The sequence below is a fragment of the Croceicoccus ponticola genome (assembly GCF_004004515.1).
Taxonomy (GTDB): Bacteria; Pseudomonadota; Alphaproteobacteria; order Sphingomonadales; family Sphingomonadaceae; genus Croceicoccus; species Croceicoccus ponticola.
In genome coordinates this window covers 36,057-51,316 of record NZ_RXOL01000008.1, presented here as the reverse complement: position 1 = coordinate 51,316, position 15,260 = coordinate 36,057, and the positions used below count along the sequence as shown (strand labels likewise).

The window sequence follows — 15,260 nt, the reverse complement described above, 5'->3', positions numbered from 1 at the left end:
GGGGTTTTAAGGAATTTCGCCCCGCTCGCGCCGGATCGCACGCCATTTCTTCACATTATCGTTATGGCCCGACAGCGTGCTTGCAAAAGCATGACCGCCACTGCCGTCGGCCACCATGTACAGCGCATCGGTCTTGGCCGGGTGCAGCACGGCGAGGAGCGATTCGCGGCCCGGATTGGTGATCGGTCCAACCGGAAGCCCGTCCATCGAATAAGTATTGTACCCGTTCACTGCGTCAATCTCGGACCGCTTGATCCGCCGACCCAGCGGTTTGCCGCGCGTTATCGGATAGATGATAGTCGGATCGGCCTGTAAACGCATGCCGACCTTGAGCCGGTTGGAATATAGCCCCGCGACCATGCGGCGTTCGCGTGGCACGCCGGTTTCCTTCTCGACGATGGCGGCAAGGCTCAGCGCCTCGTTCACCGTCTTGACCGGAATGCCGGCATCGCGCTTGGGCCATTCTGCGGCGACGAACTCGTCCATCGCCTTCTGCATCCGGCCCAGCACAGCCGCGCGGCTCTCCCCGCGTTCGAAATCATAGCTGTCCGGCAGGATCGAGCCATCGGCGGGAACGGCGATGTCGCCGGTCAACAAAGGCTCGGCCATCAGCCGTTCGTGCACCATGATCGAGGGCAGACCTTCAGGCACGGTGACCATCCGGCGGACGACCTGCGCATGCTGCAAGGTGTCGAGTATTTTCGCCGCGCTGGCACCTGCGGGCAGCATGAACTCGCCCGCCTTTACCGGATCGCCACTGCCCAGAATCTTTGCGCGGAGCAGGAAAGCGTCAGCTGAACCGATCAGCCCCTCTTCTTCAAGCTTGCCGGCGACGGATGTTACCGACGCGCCGGTTGGCACGATGAACGCGGTATCCCGTTCGACCTGCGCGCCGCCATACCAACCGCTCAGAAACCAGCCTGCAAGACCCGCGACGGCGATCAGCGCCACCGCGACGAACACGAGCAGGCCGCGTTTCATGGCGTCAGTCGACCGCCTTCATCACAAGGCTCGCATTGGTCCCGCCAAACCCGAACGAATTGTTCAGTACGGCCTTCACCTTGCGCTTTTTCGCGACGTGAGGAACGAGGTCCACATCGGCGCAGCTCTCGCTCGGGTTGTCGAGGTTGAGCGTCGGCGGGACGATCTGGTCGCGCAGGGCGAGGATGCAGAAGATCGATTCGACTGCGCCGGCACCGCCCAGCAAATGGCCGATGGCGGATTTCGTCGAGGACATCGATACCGTCGCGATCGCATCGCCGAACAGGCGACGGACAGCGCCCAGCTCCAGCTCGTCACCCAGCGGGGTCGAGGTGCCGTGCGCATTGATATAGTCGATTTCGGACGGCTCCACGCCCGCCTTGGCGAGCGCCATTTTCATCGAACGGTACGCGCCCGAACCTTCGGGGTGCGGTGCGGTCACGTGATAGGCATCGCCCGACAGGCCATAGCCGACGACTTCGGCATAGATCTTCGCGCCGCGCGCCTTGGCGTGCTCGTATTCTTCGAGCACGACGACGCCCGCGCCTTCGCCCATGACGAAACCGTCGCGGTCGACGTCATAGGGGCGGCTGGCCCTAGTCGGATCGTCGTTGAACTTGGTCGACAGGGCCCGCGCTTGGGCAAAGCCGGCGATGCCGATCGGGCAGATCGTCGCTTCCGCGCCGCCCGCCAGCATGATGTCGGCATCGTTGTCCTTGATCATGCGGGCCGCATCGCCGATCGAGTGCGCGCCGGTCGAACAGGCGGTGACGACCGCGTGGTTCGGACCCATCAGCCCGTACTTGATCGAAACTTGCCCCGAAATGAGGTTGATCAGGCGACCGTGAACGAAGTGCGGCGAAACCCGGCCCGGACCCTTTTCGGCCAGCACCAGCGATTCCTTTTCGATCCCCGGAAGCCCGCCGATGCCCGAACCGATCGAACAACCGGCGCGAAGGCGCATTTCTTCCGGCATATCGGCAAGGCCCGCATCCTCGATCGCCTGGCCAGCAGCGTCGATGCCGAAAACGATGAACGGATCGACCTGTCGCTGGACCTTCGTATCGACGCGCTTGTCGGCGTCGAAGCCGTATTCGTGGTCCTTGGGCTTCACTTCACAGGCGATGCGGCACTTGTACTCGCTCGCATCGAAGTGCGTGATGGGCCCGGCACCGGACTTGCCGGCAAGGATGTTGGCCCATACGGTTTCGACGTCACTGCCCAGCGGGGTGACGAGGCCAAGTCCGGTTACGACGACACGGCGCATGATACGCTTCTCCGTTCTTCAATCTTCCGCACGGTCCGCCTCAACGGTGAACCGCAAACGCAACAGGCCCAGCCCAGCGGGCCGAGCCTGTCGACATAGGCCCGATCCGCGTGCGGTGCGGCGGGCGGAGCGTATGGGGATTAGCCCTTATGCTCTTCGATGTACCTTACGGCATCGCCGACAGTCGTGATCTTTTCGGCGGCGTCGTCAGGGATTTCGACCCCGAACTCTTCCTCGAAAGCCATGACCAGTTCGACGATGTCGAGGCTGTCCGCGCCCAGGTCGTCGATGAAGCTGGCGTCCATCGTGACCTTGTCGGCTTCAACGCCCAGGTGTTCGACGACGATCTTCTTAACGCGTTCCTCGGTATCGCTCATGGGTAACCCTCTCGCTCAAAGCGGTGAATAAACTCGGCTGTCGCCCTAATGAAGCACAACTTGCGTTGCAAGGGGAATGAACCCTTGCCCACAATCGCGGTGCGAATCGTTTTCATGACACCCTGTGGACATGACGCCGTCGTGGCTTAGCCCCCTGCCCCCGGCGCAGCGCCAAGAACGCGGCACGAGGGGCGAGGATCAGCCCGATCGGCAGCCACGGCAGAAGCACCTGCGACCAATAGTAATTTTCTGTTCGGGAAAAGAGCGCGATGATCGCGATCCAAGCCAACGCAAACGACGCGACGATCCATGCCCGGTCGCGCGCGGCAAGCCAGCCGAATAGGCTTAGGATCAAAAGCGTCCCTCCAACCGCGATGCCGGGTGCGCGATAGATCGAATTCGATACGACCGAATAAAGCGCCTGAAGCGTACCGATCATGCCCGACCAGCCTTGGGAAACCACATCGCCGTCCATCCTGAATGCGACGACCTGAAACGCGTGCCATGCATAGAATGCCGCCACGATGACGACGCCGACGAACCACTGCGTCGCTTCAGCCCTGCGCTTATCCAGAAACGCCCAGAAAAATCCCGCCCCAACGGCGAGGATCGCAAATTCGCGGAACGCACAGGCGATCACGGCAAGTACGACCGCAGCCAAGGCCCTGTTCGGGCGATAAAGCGCAAAGGCGAGCGACAGAAACGCGCCGCTCCACATTTCATGAAAATAAAAGTGATCGTAAAACGCGATGAAGCCGCCCGCCAGAACCGCTATCGCCGACAATAGCACCTCGATCGGGCGATAACCTGCGCGATCGAGGGCAATTGGCCATGCAATCATGCTGGCGCCGACCAGCGCCCGCATGAGCGATGCCGAACCCCCATCGCCCAGCCAGGCCACCACGTAAGTCAGCGTCGGCGGGCGGACGGTTACCCAAGGTATCAGCGGATAACCATGCGTGCGATGCGCCATGGCGGCCGCGTGATAATAACTGTCACCGGCGGAAACCCGCTCGATGATCAGTTGATAGAGCTTGCGGTCGGTGAATTCAGGCGGGGCGGCTTTCGCACCCGGCATGGTCGCACCGAAACCCTGAAGCCACCACGCCACGAACCCGATGCAAACGATCAGCAGCAATCGCGCGAGCCAGACCGAATGCTTCTCGACGAACTCGCGTACGAACATGTGCCCCCCATTGCATCGGCCTTGGCAACACCTGCCCGGCCGCGATCAGTCCCCGATGTTGTCGGTCCGAACCTGCTTGGCAGGGTCCGCCTTGGGCGGCTCGATCGTACGGATATGCAGTTCGCGCAGCTGCTTCGGGCTGACGACGGTCGGGGCCTGCATCATCAAGTCCTCGCCCTTCTGGTTCATCGGGAAAGCGATCACTTCGCGGATCGCCTGTTCGCCCGCGAGCAGCATGACGATGCGGTCGATGCCCGGTGCCGAACCGCCATGCGGCGGAGCGCCAAACTTGAACGCGTTGATCATGCCCGAAAAATTCGCGTCAACCTCTTCCTGCGAATACCCGGCGATCTCGAACGCCTTGTACATGATGTCCGGACGATGGTTACGGATCGCGCCCGACGACAGTTCGTAGCCGTTGCAGACGATGTCATACTGCCACGCCAGGATGTCGAGCGGGTCCATGCTTTCCAGCGCGTCCATCTCGCACTGCGGCATCGAGAACGGGTTGTGGCTGAAGTCGACCTTCTTCAGCTCCTCGTCGTATTCGAACATCGGGAAATCGACGATCCAGCAGAACTTGAAGCAACCCTGTTCGATCAGGTCGAGCAGTTCGCCGACGCGAGTGCGCGCAGCGCCCGCCAGCTTGGCGGCGTCTTTTTCCTTACCCGCGGCAAAGAACAGGCCGTCATCAGGGCCAAGGCCAAGCTCGTTATAAAGCTTTTCCATGCCCTCGGTGCCGTGGTTCTTCGCGATGGGGCCCCCGAATTCGCCGCCCTTGCGCGTGACATAGCCAAGCCCTGCGAAACCTTCGCCCCGCGCCCAGTTGTTCATGTCGTCGAAGAACTTGCGGCTCTTGTCCGCGGTGTTCGGCGCGGGGATCACGCGGACCTTGCCGCCGCCGACGACGATCTTTTCGAACAGGCCAAAGCCCGACTGCTTGAAGTGATCGGTCACGTCGCTGATGATCAGCGGGTTGCGCAGGTCCGGCTTGTCCGACCCGTACTTCAACATGCACTCGGCATAGGGGATACGCGGGAACGTGCCCGCCGGCGTCACGCTGAAGCCGTTCGAGAATTCCTCGAACACACCGGCCAGAACGGGTTCCAGCGCCTGGAACACGTCTTCCTGCGTGACGTAGCTCATCTCGAAATCGAGCTGATAGAATTCGAGGCTGCGGTCCGCGCGCAAATCTTCGTCGCGGAAACAGGGCGCAATCTGGAAATAACGGTCGAAACCGGACACCATCAGCATCTGCTTGAACATCTGCGGAGCCTGCGGCAGCGCATAGAACTTGCCCGCGTGAAGACGGCTGGGCACGAGGAAGTCGCGTGCGCCTTCGGGGCTGGACGCGGTCAGGATGGGAGTCTGGTATTCGAGGAAGCCCTGATCCGTCATGCGGCGACGCAGCGACGAAATGACCTGGCTGCGCAGCACGATGTTACGGTGCATCGTTTCGCGGCGCAGGTCGAGGAAGCGGTACTTGAGGCGAATTTCCTCAGGATATTCCTGCTCCCCGGCCACGGGCAGCGGCAGTTCGTCGGCGCGGCTCTGCACGGTGATCGAACGTGCGAAAACCTCGATCTCGCCGGTGGACAGGTTCGAATTGACCGTCCCTTCGGCCCGCTGCTTCACTTCGCCGTCGATGGTCACAACCGATTCCACGCGCAGCCGGTCCAGCACTTCGAGCGCGGGGCTGTCTTCGTCGGCGACGATCTGAGTCATGCCGTAATGGTCGCGCAGGTCGACGAACAGGACGCCGCCATGGTCGCGCTTGCGGTGGACCCAGCCAGAAAGGCGGACGGTTTCACCGACGTTGGCGGCAGTCAGCGCGCCGCAGGTGTGAGAGCGGTAGGTGTGCATGGGATCTTCGTTTCGAAAAAATGAGCAGAACGGTTGGCGCCGCCACTAGGCCAAGCGCGAGACGATTTCCAGTGGCGCGAACGATCGCCACGCACGAACACCAATTTTCAAACCCTTCCCTCAAGCTCTTCTTAACCATCGCCGGACTAGAAACGGTGGAGATACCACAAGGGATTGATGCATGTTCGCGAGCAATATCTTCGGGAACGAGGACGAGCTTTTCGCCTTTTTGGGTGACGTCGAGGCGCTTTTGCGCCGTGGTCAGCCCGATGTCGCGGCAAGCATCCTCGAAAGCCAGCTCGGCGATCTTGCCGAAGAAGGCGACGAATTGGCGAAGCTGTGCCTCAAGGTTCCCGTTAGCGCGATCCGGCTCGTAGGCTGGGAACAGCTTGCCGAGAAACTGAAGAAGTTCGACCGACCCGACAAGCGGATTACTGCGTTGAGCGTCGACATATCGGCGCCCTTCGAAATGCCCCTGCTCGAACAGAAGCACGGCAATTTTTACGAACCCGACCTCGATACGGTGTTCTATTCCGACAGCGCCTTTCCATTCAGCGGCGCCCACCGGGAAGACCTGCTCGATTGCTACACCCCAAAGGGTGGTCCGTGGTCGGGCGGTTTCGAACACGTCGATGCGACGATTGCCGTGCGCGGCATGGGCGGCATCTACGGCGAAGTGCTGCTGGCGCAACGCCGCTGCCGCCCGGACGATCACAACGACCCGATGGAGCAGGATTCGGCGGTGCTTGCCTCGGCCTTCGTCGCGGTGCGTTTGCATCAGGCGATCAAGTCGACGGCCGAAGGGCGCGGCATGCCCCGCCCGATGATGCTGATGGTCGGCAACAACGAAAGCTTCCCCTATTTCGATGCTGCGGTGCTGACGCGCCCCGAATACGAAGATTTGCTCGACGTCGAAGGCGAAGAGGACGATTGCGGCGCGGCCGATGAAATGTTCGCACCGCTGCAGATCGCGCCCATCCCCGACGATTACGATCCGTTCGCCAGCATGCCCGGCGAAGATCAGGTCTCCGGAGCCGCGCTGCGCAAGAAACTGCGTGAGATCGCACCCGAGCCCGAAATTGCCAACGACGTCGCGCCAACAGGCTTCGGCGGGTTCATCAACAAGCTTCTGAAGCGAAGCGCCTGAGACGAGGTTGCCCATGGTCTTTGCCAGCCAGCTTTTCACCGACGAGGATCAGGAACGCGGCTTTCGCGCGCAAGTCGAAGGACTGCTGCGCGAGGGGAAGCCAGACCAGGCGCTCGCCGCGGTGGACACAAAGCTGAACGAGATCGCCGAGCTTCCGCTTGCGAAGCTGGCGCTGGCCATCGACCCGGACCACGTGCGAATCACAGGCTGGTCCGCGATTGCTGTCACGATCAATTCGCTCGACGCCCACGGCCAGCCAATCAGCGCGGTGAGCATCGATTTTGCCGGTGCGGCCGATGGCGACAACTCATCGGGCGATGCTGCGGCACCCGCGCTCGAGACCAGCTTCTACTGCGATGAAGTCTTCCCCTTTTCCACCAGCGACAGGGCCGCGATCGTCGCAGGATACGGACGCGCCGGAGCGCGCTGGCAGGGCGGCTACGAACATCTGCAAGACGATATCGGCGTGACCGGGCTGCACGCGCTCTACAGCGCCTATCTTGCGGTAAAAACGCCCATGGAGCGTGGCGAGCTGACCGATCTCGGCGATTACGATGCGCCGCGCCTTGCCGCGATGCGCGCGGCGGTCCTGTTGCATGGTGCGATTGCCCACACCATCGAAGAATCGGGCTTGCCGCGACCGATTGCAGTGCTTTGCGGCAGCAACGAAGCCTATCCGTTCTTCGATGCCCCGGTCACCAGCCGCGCCGAGTACGACGACGCGACCGACGCGCGTGCCGAAGCGGGCGACACGGACGAAACGCTGTTCACATCGCTGGCGACGCTTGCCCCGGTGCGGCAGAATGCGGGCTATCATTTCACCCCGGAAACAGAACATGTTTCGGGTCGTTCGCTGCGTCATCGTTTCGTGCGCGAATTGCAGGACGGCGCGAACGACGAAGAGGACGCACCCGCGCCCCAAGAGGTGAAATCGACCAGCCTGCTGGGACGCCTGTTCCGCCGATCGGCCTGAACCAAGGGCCGCGAAGAGGCCGCGAAGTTGCAAATCGGGGTATGATCCGCACTGCGACGTTGAACGCGGGCGTTCTGTCGACTAATGCGCCCACTCGATGAAAATACACGAACTGATCACGTCCACCGATGAACTTGCCGCGCTGTGCGACCGTTTCGCCAGCGCCGACTTCGTCGCCGTGGATACAGAGTTCATGCGCGAATCGACCTATTGGCCGCTGCTGTGCCTCGTGCAGATTTCGGACGGCAAGGAAGCCGCTGCGATAGATCCGCTGGCCCACGGCATAGACCTGAAGCCGCTGCTCGACCTGTTGACCGATAACGAAGACGTGCTGAAAGTCTTCCACGCCGGTGGTCAGGATGTGGAGATCATCTACAACCTTACCGGCAAGACGCCGCACCCGATCTTCGACACGCAAATCGCGATGATGGCTATCAGCCAGTCGGAACAGATCGGCTATTCGAACCTCGTCGAAGCATGGCTTGGCATGCCGATCGACAAGGGCGCGCGTTTCACCGACTGGTCGCGCCGTCCGCTAACCGACCGCCAGCTCGAATATGCCGTCGGCGATGTCACCCACCTAGCGACCATCTTCCCCAAGATGCTGAAAAAACTGATCAAGACCGGACGTGGCGTCTGGCTGGATCAGGAAATGGAGCGGCTGGCAGACCCGGCCAACTATGCGCAGGAACCCGAAACCCTGTGGCACCGCATCCGCGCGCCGGGCCGCAATCCGCAAGTGCTCGGCAGGCTCAAGGCCCTCGCTGCATGGCGAGAGGCAGAGGCTCAGGATAAGGACATACCCCGCGGTCGCATCGTCCGCGACGAAACCCTGTCCGACCTCGCCAGCCATCCGCCGAAGAAGCAGGCCGACCTTGCAAAGGTGCGAGGGCTATCCAACGGGTGGAAGGACAACGACATCGGCAAACGTTTGATGAAGGCGCTGTCCGAAGCGGTCGCGCTGCCCGATGACGAAATGCTCGAACGCAAGCGTGGTGCGCCGCTGGGCAAGGAAGGCGCGCTCGTCGCCGATCTGCTCAAGCTGTTGCTCAAGATCCGCTCGCGTGAAATCGACGTCGCCGCGCGGCTTCTGGCCCGATCCGACGATCTGGAGCAGCTGGCTGCTGGTGTCCGCAAGAATATCCCCCTGCTCGAAGGTTGGCGGTTCGAAACCTTTGGCCGCGATGCGCTTGAACTCGTCGAAGGCAAACTTGGCTTCGGGGTCGAAAACGGCAGGCTCAAGATGACGCGGATCGTCCTCGATTCGAGCGAGCCACTGGCTGAGGACGAAGCGGAGAACCAGGAAGCGTGAGCGCGTCCTACCTCCCGACGATCAAGCAACTGCAATACCTCATCGCCCTGCACGAGCATGGGCATTTCGGCCGCGCCGCCGAATCGTGTTTCGTATCGCAATCGACTCTTTCGGCGGGGATTCGCGAACTGGAATCGCTGCTGGGCGTGACGTTGGTCGAACGAACGCGCCGCGTGGTTCGCTTCACGCCGCTGGGCGAACAAGTCGTCGCCAAGGCGCATCGCCTGCTGCGCGAGGCTGAAGAACTGTCGGACCTCGTCCAGTCTGCCGGTCAGCCTTTGTGCGGTGAATTGCGGATGAGCGTGATCCCGACCATCGCGCCGTTCCTGCTGCCGCGCATCCTGCCGCGCTTGCGCAAGGAACGGCCCAAGCTGAAACTGTTCCTGCGCGAAGAGCCGAGCAGCGACGCGCTCGAATCGCTGCATCACGGGCGGGCAGACTGCGTACTGCTTGCCCTTCCCTTCGCTACCGGCGAGATCGAATCGGAAACGATCGGCACAGACGCGCTTTATGTCGCCTTTCCAAAAGACGATCCGCGCGATCCACCAGACGAAGTGCCACCATCAATGATCGATGAAGGGCGGCTGCTGTTGCTCGAAGACGGCCACTGCCTGAAGGAGCACGCACTTGCCGCCTGCAACAGGCCGGAAATGCGGGCCAGCGCCACGATGATCGGCACATCGCTCCATACGCTGGTGCAGATGGTCGACAACGGGCTGGGGGTGACGATGCTGCCAAAGATGGCGCTCGATGCCGGCATTCTCAACGGCACCGACGTGGTTGCCCGCCCGCTCAAATCAGACAATGCGAGCCGCGAGATCGCCCTGGTTTGGCGCAAGGGCAGCCCGCGCGGCGACGAATTCCGGCTACTGGCCATGGAACTCCGCGCAGGCTGATTTCAGCGCAGGCGACGCAATCGCCGCAACAGCCCGCGACGTTTGCTGAGCGGTTCGAACATGTCCTCCGCGCTTTCTGGATCGAGCAGTTCCTGATCGGCAACCGTCTTTTCCATGTCGGTCAGGTCCGGAACTTCGAACAACTTCAACGTGCGTTGCGGTTGCGGATGCTGCTGGATCATCGCGTGCATCGAACCATAACGTTCGATCAACGCACCGACTTCGTCCTCCTCCAGCCCGCAATGTTCGGCCAGCAGGGAATGCCGCAGTCGGCGGATGCTTGCCACCGAATCCTCGTTACCGGCGCGATTGGCATCGAGCAGCATGTCGCATTCGGAATCGAGGCCCAGCGAACGGTTGTTCATGTTCGCCGAACCGATCTTCATGACTTCGTCATCGACGATCATCAGCTTGGCATGAACGTATATCGGCTGCCCATCGGTCGTCCGCGGGATATAAATGCGGAAGCGGCCTTTCTTGTCGACCTTGCCGATTGATTTGAGCAAGCGGGCACGTGCCGTATCCATCGCCTGTTGCTCCAGCCAGCCGTCGGCCGTCAGCGGATTGACCAGTACGATTTCCGGCGGGTCATCCTCTGCCATCCGGGCCGCCACGGCCTCGCCAATCTTGCGAGAGGCGAAATATTGGCTTTCGGCATAGATGAACCGCTTGGCGCCCTTGATAAGGCGGACGAACAATTCCTCGATTTCCCGGATTTCGTCGTTCTCGTCATAGGCGGCGCGGGTTCGCGCGATGCCGAGTTCGACATTGTCGAAATCAGCCTCGACATGATCGGGCCATACACTGTGGGGCTGGTCCGGCACGCGATCGAGGTCGCGACCGCCCGCGATATTCCAACGCTTGCGGCCCAGTTCGTCCAGCGCTTTTGCGGCTTCGCCCTCGACCAGCATCGTCATGTCGTGCCACGGCATGTAGCTGCCGCCGCCCGGTTCGCGGCGCAGGCGTTCCACGTCGAGGTGTTCGCGCGTGTCCCACCGGTCCGCGGTCATGTCGATCCCGCCGCAAACGGCAAACCGATCATCAATGATCACGATCTTCTGGTGGTGGCTGCAACCGAACGGATGCGCCGCATCAAGCTTGAAATGGATGCGCGAATGCCGAAACCAGCGCCAAAGGTCGATGAACATCGAACCGCGGAAGAAAAGCTTGGCCGCCGCGAAATTCCATTTCAGGATATAGACTTCGAGGTCGGGATTGCGGTTCACGAGCCACACGATGAAGCGGCCAAGCCTGCGCGGAGGGCGGTGCCTTGGCAGCACTTCCCACCACCTGCGACCGCGACCGAGTGCAATGCGCGTGTCGAAATCCCAGCCGATCAGGAAAATGCGCTTTTTCGCATTCATCATGGTGGTTTGCATGATGCTGAAATAATCGGCAGCGTCGACGACGACATGCGCACGTTCGGCATGTTCGTAACGCCAGACCCCGGATTCAACGCTTTGTGCAAACGCCGACCCGGGGCCCTTTTTGGTCTCTTGTGCCAGGTCGCCCGTTTCGTCAGGGCCGACCGTTTCGTCCGTCATGCAATCTCCTGTCGGCGTGACCGGCTTCCGATCACGCCAAGTCGTTTATACTTTACGTAGCTTATTCCTTCGCATCTTCCATCTTTTCCGGCGTCACTTCCTGCTCGCCGAGTTCAGCCTGCTTCCGCCGTTCGAACACCGATCGCATGTGATCTAAATCGGCATCGGTTAGGTGCTTTTCGAACTCGGGGAAGTGCTCTTCCTCTTCTTCGTCGATGTGATGCTCGTATTCGTGGCGCAAGTCCTTGAATTTGGAAAGCCATGCGCTCGAACTCATGTCCGTGGCGGCCAGGTCGTTCAGCATTTCCTCGATCTCGTGGTGCTCCGATACCGAATGGCGCGTGTCGCTCGTGGTTTCGGGCTTGCGCATCATGGTCGAATAAAGCGCCTGCTCCTCGGCGGCAGCATGGCTCTTCACTTCGATCGTGAATTGCTCAAGCAGCGATTCGCGCTCATCGCTCGCCCCTTCGGTCTTGGCCATCTTGGCAAGCAGCTTGCGATGTTTGTCGTGGTCTTCCTTGAGTCGATCGAAAATGCCCGAAGTATCGGCCATGGAATGCTCCCGCGTATGATGTCTGTTTGGAGGAGAAACCGGTGGGATGCGCTGAGGTTCCGACCCCATTCGTCGATAAGACAGTGCAAAGGGTCACGAGGGAGCGATTTGTGCGAGGGTGCTGGTGCGATGCCGTTAGCTGAAGAACGGAACTTACGTGCACGCGCCAGATTTCGGCATCTCGGCCACCTGCAAAGCCCAAAAACACATCGCCCCGCTCACCAATGGTGAACGGGGCGATGTGTTTGGTGCGCCCGGAACGATTCGAACGTCCGACCCCCAGATTCGTAGTCTGGTGCTCTATCCAGCTGAGCTACGGGCGCACTTGAGGGGCGGCATTTAAGCGGCAGTCGGCACCTTGGCAACCCCTTTGAGGCGATATTTCAAAACTCTTACAAATCGATGCCGAAGGGCTTCAAATTAGGGAGTAACTCCCGGTCCAGCGGCGCGAGATCGAGACCGCTGCAATCGGCGCCGAGGCACCAACGCACCTCTTCACCTTCCAAAGCAAGAGGCTCGCCGTGCCAATGCCGGCAGGTGTAAAGAAGGATTACAAGCGGTTCATCGTCGCCCGGCACCGCAGCGCCGGTGGCAAATCCAGCAGGTGCGAATCGGTGCGGCTCGACCCGAATCCCCAGCTCTTCGGCAAGTTCGCGGCTCAGTGCATCTTGCGGAACCTCTCCGGGATCGACTTTTCCGCCCGGAAATTCCCAAAGCCCGCCATGGTGTTTGGCAAAAGGCCGGCGGTGCATGAGCACTCGCGAAGAGCCATCTAATAGTGCTGCTGCAACGACTAGCATGGTTGGCTGACCATTAACTTTCGCCCCTTGTCGGATTGTTTTGCAACTTCGGTCCCTGTCTCAACTAAAAATTAATCTCTTGGGGCGATTTTGAAGACGGACCACGAAGGAAGGCCCGAAACAATGTTCAGCATTCTTGCCAAATTCTGCGAGGACGAAAGCGGAGCGACTGCCATCGAGTATGGCCTGATCGCTGCGTTGATTGTCCTGGCGATGCTGGCCGGACTGCAGGGCGTCGCGGACGAAACCAGCAACATGTGGACCGGCATTTCCGACAGTATGGCTACTGCGATGGAAAAAGCTCGCTGAGAGTTAACTTCTTTTTCAGTTTTTCTACCTAGGAATGAAATGGCTCGATCAGAATACTTGGGGGCATCGAAGTAATCTTCGCCAAGACATGAAAGAGCCGGGTGATACGCTAGTTACTTTTTGAACCAGGAGACCTAAAATGCAGTTTTTCAAGAACCTTCTCGCTGACGAATCCGGCGCGACCGCCATCGAATATGGCCTCATCGCAGCTCTGATCGCCGTCGCTTGCATCACCACGCTTACCGCTGTTGGCGGCGAGCTGAACAACACCTTCGGCACGGTTGAAGATTCGCTGGTCGCAGCGAACTCGCCGACCGCATAATTGATCGGTTCTACCGTTCTTGAGCGAACGGGCGGCAGGAAACTGCCGCCCGTTTTGCGTTGCGCGTGGTGGTCGTAATCTGCGCACCGTAGAACCCAAGTACGTTAGGATGAACATTTGAAAAAAGGGCGGGCGCACCAGATGGTACGCCCGCCCTTTTTGACGTCAATAGCGGCGAAACATCAATAAGTGACGATCTTCACCTTCTGCCCCGCCTGAAGCGAGCTGTTGCTTTCAAGCGAGTTGAGCACCAGGAAACGCTCAAGCTGGTTGCTCGAATAGGCCATCCGCCCGGCAATCGACTGCAGCGTGTCGCCTGACTTTACAGTGTAAACCGCGATCTTTCGTGCCTTCACCGCCGCCGCCTCGGCCGATGAGATCTTGCGCATGCTCGAGTACATGGGATTGAAGACCGCAGCGTTGCCGCCCTGTGCGATCGTCACGAAGTGGAAGGCCTGCGTCTTCGAGAACTCGTATGCAAACACGGTCACGTCGACCGCACCGTTCCCGCTATCGACCCGCGCGGTGCCGTAGCTTGCGGGAATTCCGTTAACGGTCGTCGTCTGGATCGAAGAAGGCGTAATCTGCTGCTTGCCATCGGTAAGCGCGTTGAACGCGTTCTGGATGTACGTGCTCATATTGCCGTTATACGCCGCTCCGGTGAGCTGACCCTTGCCCGACTGGCCACTGATCGACACCGCGCTGGTACCGTTGATCATGAAAAAGCCGCTCGGCGCTTTGAATTCGAACCCGAACACCGGATGGGTGAACGTGTTGCCTTCGACAACGCCCTGCTTAGGATCGTCACCGTACATCATGCCGTTGATGCGAGTGAGGAACGTATCCTTATTGGTTACGTTGCCGGTTTTGCCCTGCGCCGCCTGAAGCGCGCGGCTGACGCGGCTGGCTGGATCCGGGTGGGTCGATGCCCATTCGGGAACCTGGTTCGAAGTGCCCATCAAACGACCGTCTAGAGCGTTCTGCTGCGCAAGGCTCTGCAACACGGTCGCCATCGCCTTGGGATCGTAACCCGCGTTCGATAGATAGGCGATGCCAAGATCGTCGGCCTGCGTTTCCTGGCTACGTGAATATTTCAGCGTCAGAAGCTGCGAACCCTGCATGGCAAGCTGCTGACCTATCTGGCCAATCTGTGAATTGCCGAACAGGACGCCAGAAAGCACCGCGCCAACCGTACCGAGGATCGAATTCTGCTGAGCAGCCTTCTGACGTTGCTGCGCGTGCCGCGCGGCTACGTGGCCGACTTCGTGACCCAGCACGCCGGCCAGTTCGGCTTCGTTGTCCATCAGGGCAACGAGTTCGCGTGTCGTGTAGATATAACCGCCGGGGATGGCGAAAGCGTTGTTAACCGGCGAATTCAGCAGCGTCACGGTAAACGCGCTGCGAGCATCGCCTAGCCCGCTCTGGACAGCGATATTCTTGCCAACCTGCTCGACGTAGGCCGCCTGTGGCCCCGTATAGGCACCGCCGAATTCGGCGATCAACTGAGGATTGGCCTCGGCGCCGATCTTGCGCTCTTCCGGAGTCATTCCGGCGGCTTGCCCTGCCACAACTGGGGGTGTGGTCGTCCCTGCGCAACCGCCAACGGCTAATGCAAGTGCGGCGGCAGACGATAGCGCCACCAAACGGCTACGCATGGGGATGGAGTGGGCGACTTGGGTGGAACGGTTGGACATCTGGTAATCCTCACTTGAAAACGTGAGGGGAGCCTT

Annotated in this window: 15 protein-coding genes and 1 tRNA gene; 6 read left to right on the top strand and 10 right to left on the bottom strand. The window is 60.5% G+C overall.

The window, feature by feature from the left end:
* Window positions 1-6: 6 nt before the first annotated feature.
* The 5 genes from mltG to aspS form a co-directional block, all read right to left on the bottom strand.
* Complete coding sequence (gene mltG, locus EKN06_RS13765) at window positions 7-981, bottom strand: endolytic transglycosylase MltG (RefSeq protein ID WP_127613500.1); 975 nt, start codon at window positions 979-981, stop codon at window positions 7-9.
* A 4-nt stretch (window positions 982-985) separates the two neighbouring features.
* The gene (gene fabF / locus EKN06_RS13760; protein WP_127613499.1) at window positions 986-2,248 is read right to left on the bottom strand and encodes a beta-ketoacyl-ACP synthase II; all 1,263 of its coding nucleotides are present in this window, start codon (window positions 2,246-2,248) and stop codon (window positions 986-988) included.
* Window positions 2,249-2,388: 140 nt separating this feature from the next.
* Window positions 2,389-2,625, bottom strand: a complete 237-nt coding sequence (locus EKN06_RS13755; RefSeq protein WP_127613498.1) for an acyl carrier protein — start codon at window positions 2,623-2,625, stop codon at window positions 2,389-2,391.
* A gap of 112 nt (window positions 2,626-2,737) precedes the next feature.
* A complete protein-coding gene (locus tag EKN06_RS13750; protein WP_127613497.1) occupies window positions 2,738-3,811 on the bottom strand; it encodes a hypothetical protein in 1,074 nt (357 codons plus the stop codon).
* 45 nt (window positions 3,812-3,856) lie between these two features.
* Entirely contained in the window at window positions 3,857-5,674 is a 1,818-nt protein-coding gene (aspS, locus tag EKN06_RS13745; protein ID WP_127613496.1) for an aspartate--tRNA ligase, read from the bottom strand.
* A gap of 181 nt (window positions 5,675-5,855) precedes the next feature.
* Between aspS and EKN06_RS13740 the strand changes: the two genes are divergently transcribed.
* From EKN06_RS13740 to EKN06_RS13725, 4 genes are all read left to right on the top strand, one after another.
* A complete protein-coding gene (locus EKN06_RS13740; protein WP_127613495.1) occupies window positions 5,856-6,821 on the top strand; it encodes a hypothetical protein in 966 nt (321 codons plus the stop codon).
* A gap of 13 nt (window positions 6,822-6,834) precedes the next feature.
* A complete protein-coding gene (locus EKN06_RS13735; RefSeq protein ID WP_127613494.1) occupies window positions 6,835-7,794 on the top strand; it encodes a hypothetical protein in 960 nt (319 codons plus the stop codon).
* A 97-nt stretch (window positions 7,795-7,891) separates the two neighbouring features.
* The gene (gene rnd / locus EKN06_RS13730) at window positions 7,892-9,106 is read left to right on the top strand and encodes a ribonuclease D (RefSeq protein ID WP_127613493.1); all 1,215 of its coding nucleotides are present in this window, start codon (window positions 7,892-7,894) and stop codon (window positions 9,104-9,106) included.
* Window positions 9,103-10,002: a hydrogen peroxide-inducible genes activator gene (locus EKN06_RS13725; RefSeq protein WP_127613492.1), complete on the top strand. Its 900-nt coding sequence runs from the start codon at window positions 9,103-9,105 to the stop codon at window positions 10,000-10,002. The genes rnd and EKN06_RS13725 overlap by 4 nt, the downstream gene beginning before the upstream one ends.
* Before the next feature lie 2 nt (window positions 10,003-10,004).
* Here EKN06_RS13725 and EKN06_RS13720 read toward each other — a convergent pair whose 3' ends face one another.
* The 4 genes from EKN06_RS13720 to EKN06_RS13705 form a co-directional block, all read right to left on the bottom strand.
* Window positions 10,005-11,546 carry a phospholipase D-like domain-containing protein gene (locus tag EKN06_RS13720; RefSeq protein WP_127613491.1) on the bottom strand — a complete coding sequence of 514 codons (1,542 nt, stop codon included), beginning with the start codon at window positions 11,544-11,546 and terminating at the stop codon, window positions 10,005-10,007.
* 61 nt (window positions 11,547-11,607) lie between these two features.
* Window positions 11,608-12,099, bottom strand: coding sequence for a hemerythrin domain-containing protein (locus EKN06_RS13715; protein WP_127613490.1), 492 nt, complete (start codon window positions 12,097-12,099; stop codon window positions 11,608-11,610).
* Window positions 12,100-12,345: 246 nt separating this feature from the next.
* A tRNA-Arg gene (locus tag EKN06_RS13710) sits at window positions 12,346-12,422 on the bottom strand.
* A 69-nt stretch (window positions 12,423-12,491) separates the two neighbouring features.
* Window positions 12,492-12,899 (bottom strand): (deoxy)nucleoside triphosphate pyrophosphohydrolase, encoded by a 408-nt coding sequence (locus tag EKN06_RS13705; protein ID WP_127613489.1) that lies wholly within the window; start codon window positions 12,897-12,899, stop codon window positions 12,492-12,494.
* 123 nt (window positions 12,900-13,022) lie between these two features.
* Between EKN06_RS13705 and EKN06_RS13700 the strand changes: the two genes are divergently transcribed.
* Complete coding sequence (locus tag EKN06_RS13700; protein WP_127613488.1) at window positions 13,023-13,208, top strand: Flp family type IVb pilin; 186 nt, start codon at window positions 13,023-13,025, stop codon at window positions 13,206-13,208.
* A gap of 139 nt (window positions 13,209-13,347) precedes the next feature.
* Window positions 13,348-13,530, top strand: a complete 183-nt coding sequence (locus EKN06_RS13695) for a Flp family type IVb pilin (RefSeq protein WP_127613487.1) — start codon at window positions 13,348-13,350, stop codon at window positions 13,528-13,530.
* Window positions 13,531-13,712: 182 nt separating this feature from the next.
* On the opposite strand, the gene EKN06_RS13690 is transcribed toward EKN06_RS13695, so the two are convergent.
* Window positions 13,713-15,098 carry a M48 family metalloprotease gene (locus EKN06_RS13690; protein ID WP_420810797.1) on the bottom strand — a complete coding sequence of 462 codons (1,386 nt, stop codon included), beginning with the start codon at window positions 15,096-15,098 and terminating at the stop codon, window positions 13,713-13,715.
* Window positions 15,099-15,260: the final 162 nt, after the last annotated feature.

Coding starts and splice junctions, on each gene's coding strand:
- EKN06_RS13695 (WP_127613487.1), top strand. CDS start 13,348: ATGCAGTTTTTCAAGAACCTTCTCGCTGACGAATCCGGCGCGACCGCC.
- EKN06_RS13705 (WP_127613489.1), bottom strand. CDS start 12,899: ATGCTAGTCGTTGCAGCAGCACTATTAGATGGCTCTTCGCGAGTGCTC.
- EKN06_RS13715 (WP_127613490.1), bottom strand. CDS start 12,099: ATGGCCGATACTTCGGGCATTTTCGATCGACTCAAGGAAGACCACGAC.
- EKN06_RS13700 (WP_127613488.1), top strand. CDS start 13,023: ATGTTCAGCATTCTTGCCAAATTCTGCGAGGACGAAAGCGGAGCGACT.
- EKN06_RS13735 (WP_127613494.1), top strand. CDS start 6,835: ATGGTCTTTGCCAGCCAGCTTTTCACCGACGAGGATCAGGAACGCGGC.
- fabF (WP_127613499.1), bottom strand. CDS start 2,248: ATGCGCCGTGTCGTCGTAACCGGACTTGGCCTCGTCACCCCGCTGGGC.
- rnd (WP_127613493.1), top strand. CDS start 7,892: ATGAAAATACACGAACTGATCACGTCCACCGATGAACTTGCCGCGCTG.
- EKN06_RS13740 (WP_127613495.1), top strand. CDS start 5,856: ATGTTCGCGAGCAATATCTTCGGGAACGAGGACGAGCTTTTCGCCTTT.
- aspS (WP_127613496.1), bottom strand. CDS start 5,674: ATGCACACCTACCGCTCTCACACCTGCGGCGCGCTGACTGCCGCCAAC.
- EKN06_RS13720 (WP_127613491.1), bottom strand. CDS start 11,546: ATGACGGACGAAACGGTCGGCCCTGACGAAACGGGCGACCTGGCACAA.
- mltG (WP_127613500.1), bottom strand. CDS start 981: ATGAAACGCGGCCTGCTCGTGTTCGTCGCGGTGGCGCTGATCGCCGTC.
- EKN06_RS13755 (WP_127613498.1), bottom strand. CDS start 2,625: ATGAGCGATACCGAGGAACGCGTTAAGAAGATCGTCGTCGAACACCTG.
- EKN06_RS13750 (WP_127613497.1), bottom strand. CDS start 3,811: ATGTTCGTACGCGAGTTCGTCGAGAAGCATTCGGTCTGGCTCGCGCGA.